18 protein-coding genes and 1 pseudogene are annotated in these 17,211 nt (G+C 54.7%); 5 read left to right on the forward strand and 14 right to left on the reverse strand.

What is annotated here, in order from left to right:
* Positions 1-16: 16 nt before the first annotated feature.
* From V6L79_RS15490 to V6L79_RS15500, 3 genes are all read right to left on the reverse strand, one after another.
* Positions 17-2,437: a glucose/quinate/shikimate family membrane-bound PQQ-dependent dehydrogenase gene (locus tag V6L79_RS15490; RefSeq protein WP_261742355.1), complete on the reverse strand. Its 2,421-nt coding sequence runs from the start codon at positions 2,435-2,437 to the stop codon at positions 17-19.
* 245 nt (positions 2,438-2,682) lie between these two features.
* Complete coding sequence (locus V6L79_RS15495) at positions 2,683-3,201, reverse strand: cysteine hydrolase family protein (protein WP_261742356.1); 519 nt, start codon at positions 3,199-3,201, stop codon at positions 2,683-2,685.
* 218 nt (positions 3,202-3,419) lie between these two features.
* Positions 3,420-4,265 carry a LysR family transcriptional regulator gene (locus V6L79_RS15500; protein WP_338579114.1) on the reverse strand — a complete coding sequence of 282 codons (846 nt, stop codon included), beginning with the start codon at positions 4,263-4,265 and terminating at the stop codon, positions 3,420-3,422.
* Between the two features lie 156 nt (positions 4,266-4,421).
* Here V6L79_RS15500 and V6L79_RS15505 point away from each other — a divergent pair, with 156 nt between their 5' ends.
* The 3 genes from V6L79_RS15505 to V6L79_RS15515 are packed head-to-tail and all read left to right on the forward strand — an operon-like array spanning position 4,422 to position 6,703.
* Positions 4,422-5,033 carry an ankyrin repeat domain-containing protein gene (locus tag V6L79_RS15505; RefSeq protein WP_395246429.1) on the forward strand — a complete coding sequence of 204 codons (612 nt, stop codon included), beginning with the start codon at positions 4,422-4,424 and terminating at the stop codon, positions 5,031-5,033.
* 19 nt (positions 5,034-5,052) lie between these two features.
* Positions 5,053-5,514, forward strand: coding sequence for a nucleoside deaminase (locus V6L79_RS15510; protein ID WP_338579115.1), 462 nt, complete (start codon positions 5,053-5,055; stop codon positions 5,512-5,514).
* A complete protein-coding gene (locus V6L79_RS15515; protein WP_338579116.1) occupies positions 5,501-6,703 on the forward strand; it encodes a CynX/NimT family MFS transporter in 1,203 nt (400 codons plus the stop codon). The genes V6L79_RS15510 and V6L79_RS15515 overlap by 14 nt, the downstream gene beginning before the upstream one ends.
* Positions 6,704-7,326: 623 nt before the next feature.
* Here the strand turns inward: V6L79_RS15515 and V6L79_RS15520 are convergent.
* From V6L79_RS15520 to V6L79_RS15560, 9 genes and pseudogenes are all read right to left on the reverse strand, one after another.
* Complete coding sequence (locus V6L79_RS15520) at positions 7,327-7,764, reverse strand: N-acetyltransferase (protein ID WP_261738222.1); 438 nt, start codon at positions 7,762-7,764, stop codon at positions 7,327-7,329.
* Between the two features lie 282 nt (positions 7,765-8,046).
* A pseudogene (locus V6L79_RS15525) lies at positions 8,047-8,154 on the reverse strand (NAD(P)H-binding protein); the annotation flags it as partial.
* A 69-nt stretch (positions 8,155-8,223) separates the two neighbouring features.
* Complete coding sequence (locus V6L79_RS15530; RefSeq protein WP_338579117.1) at positions 8,224-8,610, reverse strand: nuclear transport factor 2 family protein; 387 nt, start codon at positions 8,608-8,610, stop codon at positions 8,224-8,226.
* A gap of 50 nt (positions 8,611-8,660) precedes the next feature.
* Positions 8,661-9,041, reverse strand: a complete 381-nt coding sequence (locus tag V6L79_RS15535) for a nuclear transport factor 2 family protein (RefSeq protein ID WP_338579118.1) — start codon at positions 9,039-9,041, stop codon at positions 8,661-8,663.
* Positions 9,042-9,109: 68 nt separating this feature from the next.
* Positions 9,110-9,853: an SDR family oxidoreductase gene (locus tag V6L79_RS15540; RefSeq protein ID WP_338579119.1), complete on the reverse strand. Its 744-nt coding sequence runs from the start codon at positions 9,851-9,853 to the stop codon at positions 9,110-9,112.
* Positions 9,854-9,932: 79 nt separating this feature from the next.
* Positions 9,933-11,039 (reverse strand): alkene reductase, encoded by a 1,107-nt coding sequence (locus V6L79_RS15545; RefSeq protein WP_338579120.1) that lies wholly within the window; start codon positions 11,037-11,039, stop codon positions 9,933-9,935.
* Positions 11,040-11,092: 53 nt separating this feature from the next.
* A complete protein-coding gene (locus V6L79_RS15550) occupies positions 11,093-11,674 on the reverse strand; it encodes a TetR/AcrR family transcriptional regulator (RefSeq protein WP_338579121.1) in 582 nt (193 codons plus the stop codon).
* Between the two features lie 66 nt (positions 11,675-11,740).
* The gene (locus V6L79_RS15555; RefSeq protein WP_261738264.1) at positions 11,741-12,997 is read right to left on the reverse strand and encodes a cation:dicarboxylate symporter family transporter; all 1,257 of its coding nucleotides are present in this window, start codon (positions 12,995-12,997) and stop codon (positions 11,741-11,743) included.
* A 113-nt stretch (positions 12,998-13,110) separates the two neighbouring features.
* Positions 13,111-13,536, reverse strand: coding sequence for a VOC family protein (locus tag V6L79_RS15560; RefSeq protein ID WP_321836507.1), 426 nt, complete (start codon positions 13,534-13,536; stop codon positions 13,111-13,113).
* 154 nt (positions 13,537-13,690) lie between these two features.
* Between V6L79_RS15560 and V6L79_RS15565 the strand changes: the two genes are divergently transcribed.
* The gene (locus tag V6L79_RS15565) at positions 13,691-14,569 is read left to right on the forward strand and encodes a LysR substrate-binding domain-containing protein (protein WP_338579122.1); all 879 of its coding nucleotides are present in this window, start codon (positions 13,691-13,693) and stop codon (positions 14,567-14,569) included.
* A gap of 102 nt (positions 14,570-14,671) precedes the next feature.
* Here the strand turns inward: V6L79_RS15565 and V6L79_RS15570 are convergent, their stop codons facing one another.
* Positions 14,672-15,430 carry an SDR family oxidoreductase gene (locus V6L79_RS15570; protein ID WP_338579123.1) on the reverse strand — a complete coding sequence of 253 codons (759 nt, stop codon included), beginning with the start codon at positions 15,428-15,430 and terminating at the stop codon, positions 14,672-14,674.
* Between the two features lie 156 nt (positions 15,431-15,586).
* Between V6L79_RS15570 and V6L79_RS15575 the strand changes: the two genes are divergently transcribed.
* Entirely contained in the window at positions 15,587-16,486 is a 900-nt protein-coding gene (locus V6L79_RS15575; protein ID WP_338579124.1) for an AraC family transcriptional regulator, read from the forward strand.
* 64 nt (positions 16,487-16,550) lie between these two features.
* Here V6L79_RS15575 and V6L79_RS15580 read toward each other — a convergent pair whose 3' ends face one another.
* Positions 16,551-17,147 (reverse strand): LysE family translocator, encoded by a 597-nt coding sequence (locus tag V6L79_RS15580; protein WP_338579125.1) that lies wholly within the window; start codon positions 17,145-17,147, stop codon positions 16,551-16,553.
* Positions 17,148-17,211 lie beyond the last annotated feature (64 nt).

The raw sequence follows: 17,211 nt of genomic DNA on the forward strand, positions 1-17,211 counted from the left end.
CCATTGGAACTAACGCTTACTGGCTGTCAGGCAGCGCGTAAGCGATTACGTAGTCACCGCGATCATTCGACTGGCGGGCTCCACCAGCCGTGATGACGATGTATTGCTTGCCGGTTTTAGGCGAGACAAATGTCATCGGGCCGCCCTGGCTGCCGACCGGCAGACGGGCTTTCCAGGCTTCTTCACCATTGGCCGAGTTAAAGGCGCGCAAGTAGTAGTCCTGCGTCCCTGCGATAAACACCAGACCACCTTGAGTGGACAGCGTACCGCCGAGAGTCGGCATACCGATTGGTAGTTTCAGGCCCATCTTGATACCCAGAGGACCGGTATCCTGCACAGTACCTACCGGTACTTGCCAAGCGATCTTCTGAGTTTTCATGTCGATGGCCGTCAGCGTCCCGAAAGGCGGCGCCTGGCACGGAATACCTGCCACCGACAGGAAGCGGTTCTTGTTTACGGCATATGGCGTGCCTTTGAGCGGTACTGCGCCCATACCAGTGTTCAGCGCTTCGCCACCGGAGTTGGCAACAGCCTCTTTTTGCTGCGGCACCATCTGTATCCACAAGCCCAGACGCATATCGTTGACGAAGATAAAGCCGTGTACCGGATCAGTCGACAGACTGCCCCAGTTCATGCCGCCCAGTGAACCGGGGAAGCTGAGCGAAACATCGGTGCCCGGTGCGGTGTACAAACCTTCGTAACGCATTTTCTTGAACGAAATACGGCACAGCATCTGGTCGAATGGGGTTGCGCCCCACATGTCCGACTCAGTCAGGGTCTGCGCGCCAATCTGCGGCATGCCCACGGATTTTGGCTGAGTCAGCGAGTAAGGTTCATTCGGGATGTTCGATGCTTTTACCGGTACTTCTTCAACTTTGGTCAGCGGCTGGCCGGTGTGGCGATCAAGCACAAAGATCTGGCCAGCCTTGGTGCCAATCACCAGCGCGGGCACCTTGCTGCCGTCAGGCTTGGCGAAGTCGATCAAGCTTGGTTGCATCGGCAGGTCGAAGTCCCACAGATCATTGTGGACGGTCTGATAAACCCACTTTTCATCGCCGGTGGTGGCGTTAAGCGCCAACACGGATGCGCCGTACTTGTGATTCAGCGCCGTACGTTCCACACCGTAGATATCGGTGGACGAACTGCCCATCGGCAAAAACACAGTGTTCATCAGCGGGTCATAAGACATCGGCGCCCAGCTGTTAGGCGTGCTGCGAACATAGGTCTTGCCGTCAGACGGCGCTTGTTTGTCTTGCGGGTTGCCCGGGTCAAAAGCCCAGCGCATGGCGCCTGTGACCACGTCGAAACCACGGATGACGCCGCCAGGCATATCGGTCTGCACGTTATCGGCAACACGGCCGCCAACCACTACTGTGGTGCCCGCCATCAATGGCGCCGACGACAACTGGTAGTAGGAGTCTGGCACATTGCCAAGCCCGGCCTTGAGATCAACCTGGCCATTGGTGCCGAAGTCCTGGCAGAACTTGCCTGTGTCTGCGTCCACAGCAATCAGGCGCGCATCAATGGTGTTGGTCAGCAGGCGACGCTGGCACGCAGCGCCGGGAGCAACTGTCACAGCGGCGGCCGGAGTGCTGCCATCGGTTGGCTGGGTGACTGCGGCAGTGGCGTCAAAATAGGCCAGGCCACGGCAACGCTGCCAGACAGCCGACTTGGCATTGATGTTGTTTTTCCACAACTCTTTACCCGTGTCGGCATCCAGAGCGATGAGGTTGTTGTGCGGGGTACAGATAAATACCTTGTCGCCCACTTGCAGCGGGGTCATCTGGTCTTCCGCGCCGTTACCATTACTGATGGCTACATCACCGGTCTGGTAGGTCCAGGCCGGAACCAGTTTGGACACGTTGCTGCGGTTGATCTGGTCCAACGCTGCAAAGCGGCTGCCACCTTCATCGTTACCGTAATGTGCCCAGTCTTTCTGGGCCTTGGCCGGATCGACCTTGGTCAGGCCAGGGCCGTCACCGGTAGGCGATACCGAAGCGTGAGGCTGAAACATTCCCCAGGCACCGGCAACGATGGCCACGGCCAGTACAGCACTCAGCCCGTAACCCCCGTTACCGCTCAGGCCATTGGCTTTGAGCAGTGTCGGGTAAACCAGCGCGACCACCAGGCTCAGCACGGCCAGGGCAAACAGGCGTGAAACCAGTGGCCAGAACACCAGCCCGGCATCCATCAGCGCCCAGATAATACTGGCTACCATCACTGCGGCGAACAGCCAGGCACCTGACAGGCGCTGTTTAAACAGCAACACGGAGGAGACGAGCATGCCAAGGCCCGCAAGCAGGAAATAAAGGCTGCCTCCGAGCGTGGCTAGATAACCGCCACCGGCTATAAACAGCAGTCCGAAGACCAGCACACCGAGAGCGGCGACCCAGATGGGCCAACGGCTTACAGCTGCCGTAGGTTGAGATTTAATCATGGTGCATGACCCTATTGATGCATGAACGGTTGGGGGAGGGCATTGCCTTTAACTGTAGCTGCTTGAAAAGCAGGCGCAGGCGTGACCGGAGTTTCTGCAGAGCGTCAAGACCCCGAGCAGGTCAGATCGACAGACCGGGAAATGTCCGAAACATCTTTGTACTAAATAGTTAGTTTTGAGACTTTAACAAAAACCCGGCCCTGCGACAAATTGTCAGTGCCGGGCGATTGGAGAGGGGGGCGGGCTTAGAAGGTCCAGTCCTGTGCCTGAACTAATTGACAGAACGGTCCGGCAAGGGTTGCGTTGTGATGAGCAACAATCTGCTCAGCCTTTAACTCGGGGGTATCTGAGCAGGTGTGGCCGTCAGCGATCAGCACGGCATCGAAGCCAAGGTCACGAGCAGCCCGGCAAGTGCTGTCGACGCAGTATTGGGTTTTCATCCCGGCAACCACCACACCGGTAGCGCCGCAAGCGCGTAACTGATCCGCCAACCCTGTCAGGCTAAAGGCATTGGGCCGGCGTTTTTCAAACACTACTTCGCCGCCTTGCAACCTCAATTCAGGGGCCAACATCGTCAACGGGCTGCCGGGTTCGATAGGGGAGCCAACAGGGCCGATATGGCGTGCAAGAAAAATCGCGGCACCGGCGCTGCGAGCCTTATCCATCAGGGCGTTCACGGTTTCCAGTAACTCTGGGCTGCGCCAAGGTTTGTCCGGGCCGTGAACAAGTCCAATCTGCATATCAAGAATCAACAGGGCGTACATGGGTGCATCTCCTTGCGTTTAAACCAGCGACACAAGGGCACAAAAAAAGGCCCTATCCATCGCTGGCGGGCCTTTGAAGTTCGTTTGCTATTGCTTCACGACACTTCGCACGCACCGCATTGTGCGGTCGTGGTGGTGGTCGTCGAGGTGTTGCAATAATCAGTCATGCATCGACACTAGCACGTTTAAATCCAGCCCAAAACCCAAAGCTAATTTTTTCAGAGTGCCTCGCATAGTTCTGTCAGTTGGCATTGCAACAGCTTGCACGCGTGGCTGAGTCCGCTTTGACCGTAAAGAGCCAGAAATACCCCTTGAATGTCAGGCAGGCCACTGCCAGCTTTCAGCACCTTGTGATCCGGGCGGATCACCCGCTCTGGCAGCAAGCTGATTCCCAAGCCAGCAGCCACTGCAGCGCAGACACTGGCCAGGCTTGCACTCGAGTAATTGATGCGCCAGCGCCATCCTGCCATCTCCAGGTGATGAAGCATTTCATTGCGGTACAAACCGCCTACAGGAAAGGCAACGAGAGGCAATGGGTCGCGTCCCAAGGCCGGTAGTGAGCGGCTATCCACCCAACACATGGGTTCAGGCCAGGAAGCCAGGCAATCGACACCTTGTCCCATCTGTTTGACCAGTAGAAGGTCGAACTCGCCTTGGCGATACAGCCCCAGCAGCTCCGGGCCCAAACCGCTGGTGACTTCCAGGCGTACTCCGGGATGCTCTTGGCCAAACCGCGACAGAATCGGCATCAAGCGTTCGGCAGCAAAGTCTTCGGGTACGCCTAGACGCAATACACCCTCACTTTTCAAATTAAACAGCACCTCCAGGGCTTCTTCCTGAAGCACCAGAATGCGTCGAGCATAAGCGAGTAGGCGTTCGCCTTCTGGTGTGGCAATTACCCGGCGCTGTTCGCGGTTAAGCAGCTTGCAGCCAAGACTGTCTTCCAGGCGCCGTATCTGCTGGCTGACCGTGGACTGAGTGAGATGCAGGCGTTGGGCTGCCCGAGTGAAATTGGCGCAGTCCACTACAGCGATAAAGCTGCGTAACAGTACGGGATCGAACATCTGCACCTCCATGCAGAAAGCCACTGAAAGGCATGCTTATATTTAATTTCAGAATACCTTGGGCGCTGACCATACTGGCTTTTCATAAAACTTATAAGAGGGCATGACATGGGTTCCTTGACACTCAAATACGGCCTATTGACGGCCGGGCTGCTTATGATCGGAGTGGTCATGGCCAGCGACAAGACACTGCTCGCTGCCGTGAAGGACGGTGAGCTGGGGAGGGTGCAGCAACTTATAGCGGAAGGTACAAACCTCAACGTCAAGACGATTGATGGCAGCAGTGCGTTACTGCTTGCAACGAGATCAAACCAGACAGAAATCGCCAAGGCATTAATCGAAGCCGGCGCCAACGTTAATCAGAAAAATCTGATCCAGGACAGCCCTTATCTGTTGGCAGGCGCAAGCGGACGCAATGAAATCCTGCAACTTGTCCTGTCCCATGGCGCTGATCTAAAGAGTACCAACCGCTATGGTGGCACCGCCTTGATCCCAGCGTGCGAGCGCGGCCATGTTGAAACAGTGCGCCTGTTGATCGCGGCGGGCGTTGATCTTGATTACAAAAACCGTCTGGGCTGGACTTGTTTGATGGAAGCCATCGTGCTTTCCGATGGAGGCCTGGCACATCAACAAATTGTGACCCAACTGATCGAGGCGGGCGCAGATCTGAACTTGCCCGATAGCAATGGTCTGAGCCCGCTGCAGCAAGCGCAAAAACGCGGTCAGAACACTATTGCACAATTGCTGCGCAATGCCGGCGCGCACTGATTTTCGTTCTGGAGTTTCTATGCATAAAGATGAGCATTACCTGCAACGTGCAGTGGAATTGGCCGCCGACAACGTTGCCTCCGGCGGTCGACCTTTTGGTGCAGTACTGGTCAAAGACGGTCGGGTGATTGTGGAAGCGGTAAACACAATCCATATCAGCCAGGACCCTACCGCTCATGCAGAAATGCTAGCGATACGTGCGGCCTGTGAGCAGCTGGGTGCACGTCTGGATGGATGTGTTATCTACGCCAGTGGTCAGCCGTGTCCGATGTGCTTAGGCGCTATGTACCTGTGTGGTGTTTCAAGGGTGATGTATGCCACCACGAACCAGCAGGGCGAGCCTTTCGGGCTGTCTACCGCCGCGATCTACCAGCAAATGGCTCTACCATTGTGTGACCAGCAGTTGCCGGTACAGTATCTTGCACAACCGGTCATGGTCGAAATCTACCGCGATTGGAAAGCTTTGAATGTGCCTGAATAGAGCCTCTGCACGCACTTTTGCCAATTGGGCGCTGCTGATTGTCATCGGGCTCAATATGCGCCCGATTCTCAGCTCCATTAGCCCGCTGTTACTGGAGATTCGCGCCGACACTCGCATGAGCTTTCAAAGCAGTGCTTGGTTGACCAGCTTGCCAGTCATTTGCATGGGCTTGGTGGCCTTGTACGGGATTGGCCTGCAAGCCCGTTTGGGAGAGCGCCGTGGAGTAGCTTTGGGCCTTACGATGATACTGGGCGCATGCCTCTGGCGTTTGTATGTATTGCAAGCCGAAGCCCTGATGGCCACAGCCTTGTTGGGCGGCGCTGGTGTTGCGCTGATTCAGGCTCTGGTTCCGGCGCTGATCAAACGCCAGTTCCAGCATCGTGTAGCGCTGGCTTTGGGCGTGTATAGCGCATCGCTTATGGCAGGCGGCGGTCTGGCGGCACTGCTTAGCCCGTTCATTGCCGGGCACTTCAGCCACTGGCAGGCTGGGCTGGGGATCTGGCTGGTCCCGGCGGCTGTGGCACTGGTGGCGTGGTGGTTGCTGCCCCTTGCCGGTACTGCCCTGAGTATGGGCGGGCCGTCCAAGCTCCCGTGGTTTAACCGTCGGGCGTGGTTGTTGGCGGTGTATTTTGGCCTGGTCAATTGTGGCTACATGAGCATGGTTGCCTGGCTACCCGCTTATTATTTGCAAATGGACTGGAGCGCAACACAAAGCGGCTCGCTTCTGGCTTTTATGACTGTATTCCAGGTAATAGGCGCACTTGTGATGCCTGCGCTGGCACATCGCAGTACAGACAGACGTCCGCTATTGTCGATCAGCCTTAGCGCGCAGGCGCTGGGTTTTGTCGGCCTGGTGATGTGGCCGCTTGATTCGCCACACCTGTGGGTGGCATTGATCGGCTTCGGCCTGGGTGCCTGTTTTGCCCTGAGCATGATTCTGATTCTCGACCATTCGCGCAAATCGTCCGAAGTAGGGCGCCTTGCCGGCTTTGTGCAAGGGGTGGGGTTCCTCATCAATGCTGTGTCGCCATGGATGACCGGCTGGCTTCGAGAGCTCACGGGTAGCTTCGTCAGTGCTTGGTGGGTACTGGTTGTAGCGGTTGTGTCGATGCTGGTATTAACTCGTAATTTCAACCCTGCCACTAACAGTCAGGCGTTAATTACATCGGGGAGGGCGTCAAGAATTTAAACATCATTGAGCCGCGCAAAACTCGAACTGGCTTCACGGCGAAAGAGTTAAGATTCACCCCTAGTTATAACTATACTAAATAGTTCTTTAGTTTAGTTATCGTTTTTTCGCATATAAACCAGCTATTGGTTGGGATGAAAGTCACTCGAGCGCAGTAGGATTTATACCTAGTATTTAGCTGTAATTTCACTCGAGAACGCGGGAAAGGTATTCCGCGTCTCGTCGGTTTTTGCCGACTTTTATCCTGGTGTAATCACGCAATACTGCGATCGACAGTTGCCGAGTCCAATCCAACAAGGGCCTGAAAGGTAGGCTGGCAACCACCATCAATTTCAGCTCAAGAGCTTTTTATATGAAACCAGCCGTACAATTAATCATTGTATTTGTACTTACTCTGGCCTTTTCACAGACAGCCAATGCCTGCGTTAGCATGGGCCAACATACCTGTAAAAATGATTGCTCGTCATGGAATGGCATCATCTATGAAGCCTGTATTTGGGGGGCGACACTTCAAAAATGATCGCGAGCCCCGGTGCAGTAACGGATCGACTTTGACCATGCACAGCAATCAGCGCCACTGATTGCGGCCAACATCTACCGGAGCACAAGATGTTGGCCATCCCTCAAAAAGTTCTGCTCGACAACCACTGCATCAGGTATTCGGCATGGCCGGTTTGCGAGTCAATCTGTTCCTTGATCAGCACAAAGCCTTGCGACTGATAAAAGGCAATACTGGGCGCATTCTCCTTATAAACCGTCAGGTTCAACTCATTGCGCAATGTTTTCGCATGTCCGAGCAACTGTTTGCCCAGGCCAGTGCCTTGAACGTCAGGGTCTACAAACACTGCAGCCAGTTGATCACCCAGCAAGCTACAAAAACCCAGAACCCTGGACTTGTCTTGGATGACAAACGTTTCTGATGCCGGGATGTAAACGTCACGCATCGTCGCAACATGGGATTGCCAGAACGAAGCGTCAATAAATCCATGTGCCTTGATCGATGCGCTCAGCCAGATATCCAGAACGCGTTCCATGTCGTCATGTTCGAATTGTCTAATCATGTGTCATTCCATTGTGGTGTTGGCAGACAAGCTCAATGCAAAGCCTGCAATTATGCAGAAAAGCGATGGGCATGCAAAAAACCGAACAGAGCGCGCAGAATGTTCGTAGCAGATCGTGTCAGGGCATTGTTGTAGGCACCGAAATACGGGGATCGCTCCAGAGTGGGATTGCCAGCCTTGAAATGTGAGAGACACTGGCCCTAATAGGCGCATGCGTAATTACGCATAATGTATATTATGTTAAATCTCGTATTATGTTAGAGCAGATCAAGATCGCTCCGGCTCCGGGTTCCGATGCAGTGCGATCGCTTCGTGACCTCGTCCGACGAGTTGTTTAACCAATCGCCGCCCTACTTTGCCAGCGGCGCCAATGATGAAAACTTTACTCATGATCGCTTCTCCATTTGACGATGAATAAGCCCCGATCCCGGCATTGACTCAACCGGGATCGGTGAATGCTCAACCTTCGAACTGGTGATAAACCTTGGCGATTACCTTCCAGGCGCCGTCGATTTTGATCAGGGTCAGGTAGTCGTTGTAGTCGGCACCGATCGCATCATTTTCCATATCGACACGCACCACGGCTGTCGTGGGTGTGATTGCCAGTATGTCGAGCCGAGTTGTAATTTTTGGGGCGCTGCCGTTCTTCTGAACGAAATCAAACAGATTTTTGATCGGGCCGCCAAGCAGCTCACCATTTGTGAAACCGTACATCACGGCGTCTTTATGGAACACCTGAGCAACGCCTTCTGCACTGCCCACACGCAGACCTTCAACATATTGATTGGCAGTAGCGATGACAGCGTTGTACTCGGAAGTTGGTACTGCTTTGATGTTCTTCGGCATGGTTCTCTCCTTTCATTAGGGCGACGTAAAACACACCTCGCCAGAAGCGCTCAAATGCTCGGATGGGTGTGGTAAATCTTGCTGACGATCGTCCACTTGCCTTCTACCTTCAGCAGGTTGAAGAAGTCGGTGAATCGAAACCCCGAAACATTGTCGGTATCAACACGCGCACTGGCGGCAGTACCCACGATGTCGATGCGAACGATCGCAGCTTTGGCTTCGGGAGATGGGCGGAAAGAGTTGTCGATGACGTCGTACAGATTCTGGATCGCCCCGCCGACGAGCTTGTTGCCGTCGACGCCAAACATGGTCGCTTGCTCGTTGAACGCGGGCTTCATCAAAGTGCTATCAGCCTTGGCGCCACCCTCGTTGTACTGACTCAGAACAGCAACGATCGCGTTGTATTCCTGGACGTAAGTTGGATTGCTCATGATGTACTCCTGGTTGCATGTGCCGGTGACCCTTTTGGTCAATCGGACACGGAAAACTCAAACGACAATTACCAATCCTGGCGAGTCGGCGAGATGATCAAATCGTTGACGGTGACATTTTCCGGTTGGTCGAGGGCGTAGATCACTGCGCGGGCAATATCATCAGGCGAAATGGCAATCCTGTTCAGCGCTTGGGCAGCCTTACGCCCTTCAGGATCACTGACCTTGTCTGCCCAGCCGGTATTGATCACCCCCGGGCTGACGGTGTTGACGCGAATGCCATGCTGCACGCCCAACTCCTTTCGCATGGATTCAGTCATGGCCTGGACGAAAAACTTGGTTGCACTGTAAACACCCGCCGCCGGGCCGACCTGATGACCTGCAACAGAGTCCATGTTGAGAATCTGCCCGGACTTCTGTTCAAGCATAAATGGCAACACAGCAGCAATAGTGTTGAGGTAGCCCTTGATGTTCACATCGATCATCTTTTCCCAATCCTGCACGGCCAGATCGACCCAGTTGGAAAAGAGCATCAGGCCGGCGTTGTTGACCAGGATGTCCACTGCGCCATAGGTGTCTTGTGCAAACTTCGCGAGCGCTTTGGTTTGATCCAGATGGGTAACGTCTGTGGTGAAAGCGACCACCTCGCTCCCGGCCTCACGCAGCTCGGCAACAAACGCTTCCAACCCGTGCTGATCGACTGCTGCTGCCACGACGCGAGCGCCCTGTGCGGCCAATGCGCGGGTGGTGGCCGCACCAATGCCGGAAGATGCGCCAGTGACGATGGCGACCTTGTTTTGCAGATAATTCATATTTAAGTGCCTCTTGTGCGGCAAAATGCTTTCGCGACCGAGCCTCCCCGCGCAGAACTGACGCCGAGGAAATCTCTAATTAGTTGGAGTTGGCCGTAGGCCAATCGATGTAGCCCTTGGCGCCTCCGCCGTAGTAACTCTCGCGCGGGGCTATGGTCAGCTCGACGCCGCGACGCAGGCGCTCTACCAGGTCGGGGTTGGCAATGAACAATCGACCAAATGCCACGGCATCAATCCGCCCTTGCGCCCTGCGCTCCAGCGCCATTTCCAGGTCATAGTTGTTGTTGCCAATGTACGACCCTTCGAACTGCGCACTCAGCGCATCCAGATCCACTCCCTCGGGAACGATACGAGAGGTGGCGGTGGCGCCTTCAACGAAATGCAGATAGGCCAAGTTGAATCTGTTCAACTGCTGAATGAGGTGACCGTAGGTCGCCATGACGTTGCTGTCTGGAGGCGTGTTACCGGCATCAGGAGTTACTGGTGAAAGGCGGATGCCGACCCGGTCACTACCCCAAATCGCCACCACGGCTTCGGTGACTTCAAGTGTCAGTCGTGTCCGATTCTCGATGGAGCCGCCGTACTGGTCAGTCCGCTGGTTGGTGGAATCACGCAGGAACTGGTCGAGCAGATAGCTGTTGGCAGAATGGACTTCCACACCGTCGAAACCGGCTCGCTTGGCATTTCCTGCCGCATGCCTGTACTGCTCGATGATCCCCGGGATCTCTGAAGTCTCAAGCTCCCGAGGCATGGACACTTCGACCATGCCATTGTTGGTATAGGTGGTACCTTCGGCCTTGATTGCCGAGGGCGCGACCGGCGCTTCGCCGTTCGGCTGCAACTCGACGCTGGAGAAGCGACCTACGTGCCACAGTTGACTGACGATCTTGCCGCCTGCCGCGTGTACTGCGTCGGTGACTTTTTTCCAGCCTGCCACCTGCTCTTCCGACCAGATACCCGGCGTCATGGCATAGCCACGCCCCTGAGCTGAAATGTTCGTGGCCTCGGCGATGATCAGGCCTGCGCTGGCACGCTGGGCGTAGTAAGTCGCGTGCATTTCATTCGGCACGCCGTCGTCGGCCATTCGGCTGCGCGTCACGGGCGCCATTACAATTCGGTTAGCCAGTTGCAGCGCGCCCATATTTATGGGCGAAAAGAGGTCGGTGTCTACAGCAATATCAGTCATAAAACTCCAAATAAATAGACCGGTCGTCTTGTAAAAGTCTTAAAAAAACGCCCCTATGCCAGCAGGCGCTCACTCGTCATTAGTGCCGTGTCAAAAGCAGCTGTTGTATTGCGGACTTTCACCAGCAGTGATGCCCCCAACCACAATTGATACAGCGACTCAGCCAGTGTTTCTGCGTCTTGAGTCGAAGTGATTGAGCCATCAGCCATTCCTTGCTGAACACATCGCTTGATTCTCTGGATGATCAGCGCGGTGCCCTCCTCCAATACGCCGCGCATATCTTCCGACAGGTCGCACACTTCGGCGCCGAGTTTCACCACCAGGCATTTCTCCTCGGGATGATCGAACGCCTGCGTCTTCGCCCAATAGCGCAAATAGCCAAGGAGCCGCTCGGCACCCGTCCCTTGCGCCGCCATAACAACGTCTACCCGCCCGATGTACTCCTGAAAGTATTCTTCCAATAGTGCCTGGCCGAATTCCTCCTTGGAGCGGAAGTAGTGATAAAACGACCCTTTGGGTACACCCGCCGCCTTCAGCACTTCCATAAGACCGACAGCGGTGTAGCCCTTGTGGGTCATCAATGCCTTCGCTACATCGATGATGTGTTGTCGCATGTCTTGAATAGGTTTTTTCATAGTGGGCAAAGCCTAAACAAAACTAGACCGGTCGTCTAGAGCCACTATTGAGTATCTGACGAACGACTAGACGCTAGCGGCTGGATGAGCCCGCTCGGGTTCCAGTTCGACCCTTTCCCACTTGGCGATCACCAAAGGTGCGATGGCGTTGCCCAATACGTTCAAGGTGGTGGTACCGCTGTCGATAATCCTGAAAATGCCGGCAATCAACGCCACCCCCTCCAACGGCAACCCGGCAGACGCCAATGTCGCTGACAAGATGATGATGGCAAAACCCGGCACCCCTGCTGCGCCCTTCGAAGTCAGCACCATCGTCACCACCAGCAGGATCTGCTGCGACAGCGACAGGTCGATGCCATAGAGCTGCGCCACGAAAATTGTCGCCACACCGAGAAAAATCGATGCGCCATCCAGGTTGAACGCATAACCCACCGGCACCACAAAACTGACGATCCGACGCGGTACACCGTAGTTCTCCAATCGCGTCATCAACTGCGGCATAACGGCGGCAGACGCGGCACTCGAAAACGCCAGAATCAACTCATTGCGAAAGTAGCGGATCAACTTGAAAATGTTTTCGCCAATCAAGTAGCAAATACCGCCGAGTATCACCAATGCGAAAACAATCAGCGCCAGGTAAACCACCCCGATTAACTTGAGCAACGGCAACAATGAGGCGAACCCAAACGTTGCCACGGTCGCGCCGATCATCCCGAACACACCGATCGGTGCGTAAGCCATGACGATTGAGACGACCTTGAACATCGCATCGGAAAGGCTCTGAACCACCGCGATGAAAGGTGCGCTTTTGTCCTTCGGCAGAGCGTTCAATGCCATGCCTAACAGCACAGCGAAAAACAGCACGGACAGCAACTTCGCTTCTGACATAGCAACCAGCACATTGTCAGGGACGATGTTTTGCAAGATGACCAATGCGCCTTTGGACGGCTCCAGAGTGATCGCTGCAGTACCGTGCGAAATACCGGAAATGTCGGTGCCCGTACCCGGCTCGAAAACGTTGGCGAAACACAAGCCAATGACAATGGCCAAGGCGGTAATGGCAAAAAAGTAGCCCAGCGACTTTATCCCCATGCGACCAAACGACTTGTTATCGCCACCGCCTGCGATGCCCAGGATCATGCAACAGAACACAATCGGTACAACCACCATCTTCATCATCTTGATGAAGATATCGCCGAGTGGTTTGAGGATCTCCGCACTCACCCATGTCTGATAATACGGATGCGTATTGAAGTACCAACCGACAAGCACGCCAAGCAACAGCCCGGCAACGATTTGCCACACCAAGGGAATACGTTTCATGTCTAGCCTTCTTGTTGGAATGAAAGGTCTGCGTCTATTCGCAGTTGCTAGAGTCATGAGCTTCCAGCTCATTTGAGATCAAATGGCACAACGCAGTTGTGCCATGGGTGTTGTTACTTGGCGAAGAGCTGGCTCATATCCTTGAAAGCCTTGAACTCAAGAGCGTTGCCGCACGGATCAAACAAAAACATGGTGGCTTGCTCACCCACTTGGCCTTTGAAACGTATGTACGGTTCGATCACGAATTCGGTACCAAACGACCTCAGACGTTCGGCCAGTGCCTCCCACTGTTCCCAACCTAAAATGATGCCGAAGTGCGGAACTGGAACATCGTGCCCGTCGACCGGGTTGCTATGAACGCTTTCCTGCGAAGCGGTTTTTGGATGTTCGTGAATCACCAGTTGGTGACCATAAAAATCGAAATCTACCCACTGCGTGCTGGAGCGCCCTTCTTCAAGACCAAAAACCTCACCGTAAAAGGTGCGAGCTGCAGCCAGGTCGTAAACGGGGATTGCAAGGTGGAATGGCGAGAGGCTCATCAGAACTCCAAATATTTTTTGTTGGTTGGCGAGTATTTCCACCGTCATTGGCTCTCTGGATTCAGCCGTTGCCGGGGGTGGAAAACATCGTAAGACGGAAAACAAAACATAAAAATCAATATATATTTCTTAGAAACACAATTAATATTTGTGAATGATCAAAGAACTGAAGACACTCATTGCTGTGGCGCGGGAAGGCACATTCGCCGCTGCCGGCAGCAAGATCGGCCTGACTCAGGCCGCCGTAAGCGCGCAAATCCAGCGCCTGGAAACCGAGCTCGGTTTTGAAATTTTCGACAGGAAAGGACGCTCAGCGCATCTCAACAAAATGGGCCACCAGATACTTCTGCAGGCGCAAGAGCTGCTGAGGCTTTATGACAATTTGGGCTCTACAACGCTGGGCAAGCCTCCCAGCGTGCTGGTCAACATCGGTGCGATTGCGTCCGTGCAGCGCTCCTATTTGCCCGATGCGCTAGCAAAGTTTCACCAACAGTGTCCGCAGTGCCGCACACGTGTCATCCCGGGCCTTTCAATGGAGCTGGTGAACCTCGTCGACGCCGGTGAGATCGACATGGCCGTGATCATTCGCCCGCCCTTCTCCCTTCAAAGTGACCTGCGCTGGACGACGTTGGCACTAGAGCCCTACCGACTGATTGTGCCAAGTGACCTAGAGGGAGAAGACTGGTCGGAACTGCTGTCCAGCCAGCCATTCATTCGTTATGACCGATCATCCTTCGGCGGCAGACAGGTCGATCGTTTCCTGCGGCAGATGCATTTCACCTTGCAGGAGGTTTGCGAACTGGATGAGCTGGAGGCCATCATCAAGCTAGTTGAAAAAGGTGTAGGCATAGCGCTGGTGCCACAGACAGAACTTCATCAGGAATGGCCCGCAGGTGTACGAGCGATCGATTTGGGACAACACACCTTTCACCGGGATATCGGGCTGGTACATCGGTCTCGACACAGTTTTACGGAGCCTGTGCGAATTTTAGTTCAGCTTATAAGTGATCAGGTAATAGCCGTTTCTAAATAACAGCCTCCAAGCAAAAAGGTCTCTTAGGGGCCCTTTTGTACCCAAACCGAAATCACTTGGAGTGTAATGGTCCAATGATTCCGGACACCCATTCAGGTGTGGCTAGAGCAACTGGCCGCCCGAAATATCAAACGTCGTCCCGTTAGCCCAGGCCATGTCATCCGACAGGATGGCCGCAACTGCACCGCCTATATCGTCCGGAAGACCGACACGCCCCAGAGCGATCCCTTGTGCCACATAGGCATTCACATCTTTGTTGTCGCGTACCGCACCACCCCCAAAATCGGTTGCGATGGCGCCTGGGGCAATCGCATTCACCCGAATTTTCCGCGAACCGAGTTCCACGGCCATGTAACGGGTCAGCACCTCGACTGCTGACTTCACCGCTGCGTAAACGCTGTATCCCGGCAGAGTAAAGCGCACGAAGCCGGATGAAACGTTCAAAATACGACCGCCATCCTCCATGAGTGGTAGCAGCTTCTGAGTCAGGAAAATCGGCCCGCGAAGGTGCGTGGCGATCAATGAGGCAAACTGGTCTTCGGTCGCATCAATAAAGTTTGCAAACAGACCATTACCCGCATTGTTAACTAGAAAATCAAAACGCTCGCGGCAAAAATCGGTCTTCAGGATATCGGTCACTGCGTTCGAAAAAGCCTGATAGCTAGCGGTATCAGTGATATCAAGCGCCAGCATGGCGGCCTGGCCGCCCTGCGCTTCGATTTCCCGCATCAGCGATTCGGCTTCTGCCGCGCCACTGCGATAGGTACCGATGATGTGGACGCCGCGCTTGGCGAGGTGAAGAGCCATATTGCGGCCAAGGCCACGGCTGGCGCCAGTGATGAGAGCGATCTGGTTGGTCATGGGCTATCTCTGTAGGTTAGTTGCGCCTTTCGGTGCATTCTTGACCCGCTCAAGATAGACAAAACCCTGTTTGTAACCCACGCCCAATATGCTCAGTTTATTGCCTGATTGTCTCAATTACCTTGCGTGGTGACGCGGCATTGGCATAATCGTTTCATGAATAACGATCTTGCAGCGCACCTTGAAATTGCCCTGCGCCATGCGCCACCAGGCTTGACTATCACACGGATCCCGCGGGTAGACATCTGCGTTGGACAAGGCTCTACCGACAAGACGCCATGCCTGTATCGCTCGATGATCTGTTTCATCCTGCAAGGCTCGAAACGGGTTGCGATCAACGACCATCTTCTGAGTTACGACAGTGAGCAATACCTCATCAGTGCCCTGGATTTACCCTTGATTGGGCAGATTCTTGATACTGATGAGGGGCAGCCCTACGTTGCGGTATCACTAGTACTGGATCCGGCTATTCTGGCGCAATTGGCCGTGACCATACCTGCGGTCAGCGAGAGCGAGCAAAAAGGAATGGGGATCACAATAAACCCGATGACCAGTTCGCTGCGCGACACATTGCTGCGCTTATTGTCATTACTCGACACGCCTGCCGACATTCCGGTTCTCGGCCCGATGGTCGAGCGGGAATTACTTTATCGTCTACTGCAGGGCCCACAGGGCCGGCTACTGCGCCAAATAGCCCAACCCGATGGCGCTCTGGGCAGCATTCGGCGGGCAGTTGCCTGGATCAGGGATAATTACAGTGTCCGACTTCGGATCGAGGCGTTATGCGATGCAAGCGGAATGAGCCGGGCAAGCCTGCATCGCCATTTTCGATCGATGACAGGCCTTAGTCCCGTTCAGTATCAAAAACAGCTCAGACTGCAGGAAGCTCGCCAGCTTTTACTTGCTGGCGAGCATCGCGCATCTGATGTGGCTTACGCAGTAGGCTATGAAAGTGCATCACAGTTTAGCCGCGAGTACCTCCGGCAATTCGGTACACCGCCAGCACGAGATGTACGACAGATACGGCAGTCGATCGGCACTCCAACAAGGACGTAAACACAAGACTGACTTTTTGGCTTCCTGCGTTCTCATTTTGCAATACCGTCTCGCTCTATAAGACTTATGCCAGCACTGTCAGCCAGGCCGACACTAACAGCAAGAAAGCCAAAGCATGATTCATGCGCTTGAATGCCTGTGGTGAACCAAATGCCCGGGCACTGCCTGCGCCGAGTAACGCCCACAGGGTCATGCACAGCACTGAGACCAACAGAAACAGCAACGACAACACCATCAGCCGCATGGTGTTATCGCTGCCACCGGCAAATACGCTCACCACTGCTACTGCCATCATCCAGACCTTAGGGTTGACCAATTGCAAGGTGGCGGCACCGAGCACGCTGAGACCATCTTCGCGCGAGGAAGGCGAATCCAGGGTGGGCGGCGCGCTTTTAAATATCTGCCATGCCAGCCAACTCAACCAGAGCACCCCGGCCCAAGCGATCACCTTCTGCACTCGCGGAAACTGCAGCAGGGTTTCACCCATGCCGAGCCCGACTGCAAGCACAATCAGCGTCGCCGCCAGGCATGCGCCAAAAATGATGGGCAGTGTGGCGCCCAGTCCCCAGCGCGAACTATGGCTCAGCACCAGAATATTGGTCGGCCCTGGGGTGATCGAAGCAACGAACGCAAACAGCAGGAAAGGCAGCAAGGACTCCATAAGTCAGTCTCCCTGAAGGCGTATCGAAGGGGCAGAAAAGAACAACGAAAACAACATGGCATGG

The organism is Pseudomonas sp. ML2-2023-6 (assembly GCF_037055265.1).
GTDB lineage: Bacteria > Pseudomonadota > Gammaproteobacteria > Pseudomonadales > Pseudomonadaceae > Aquipseudomonas > Aquipseudomonas kulmbachensis.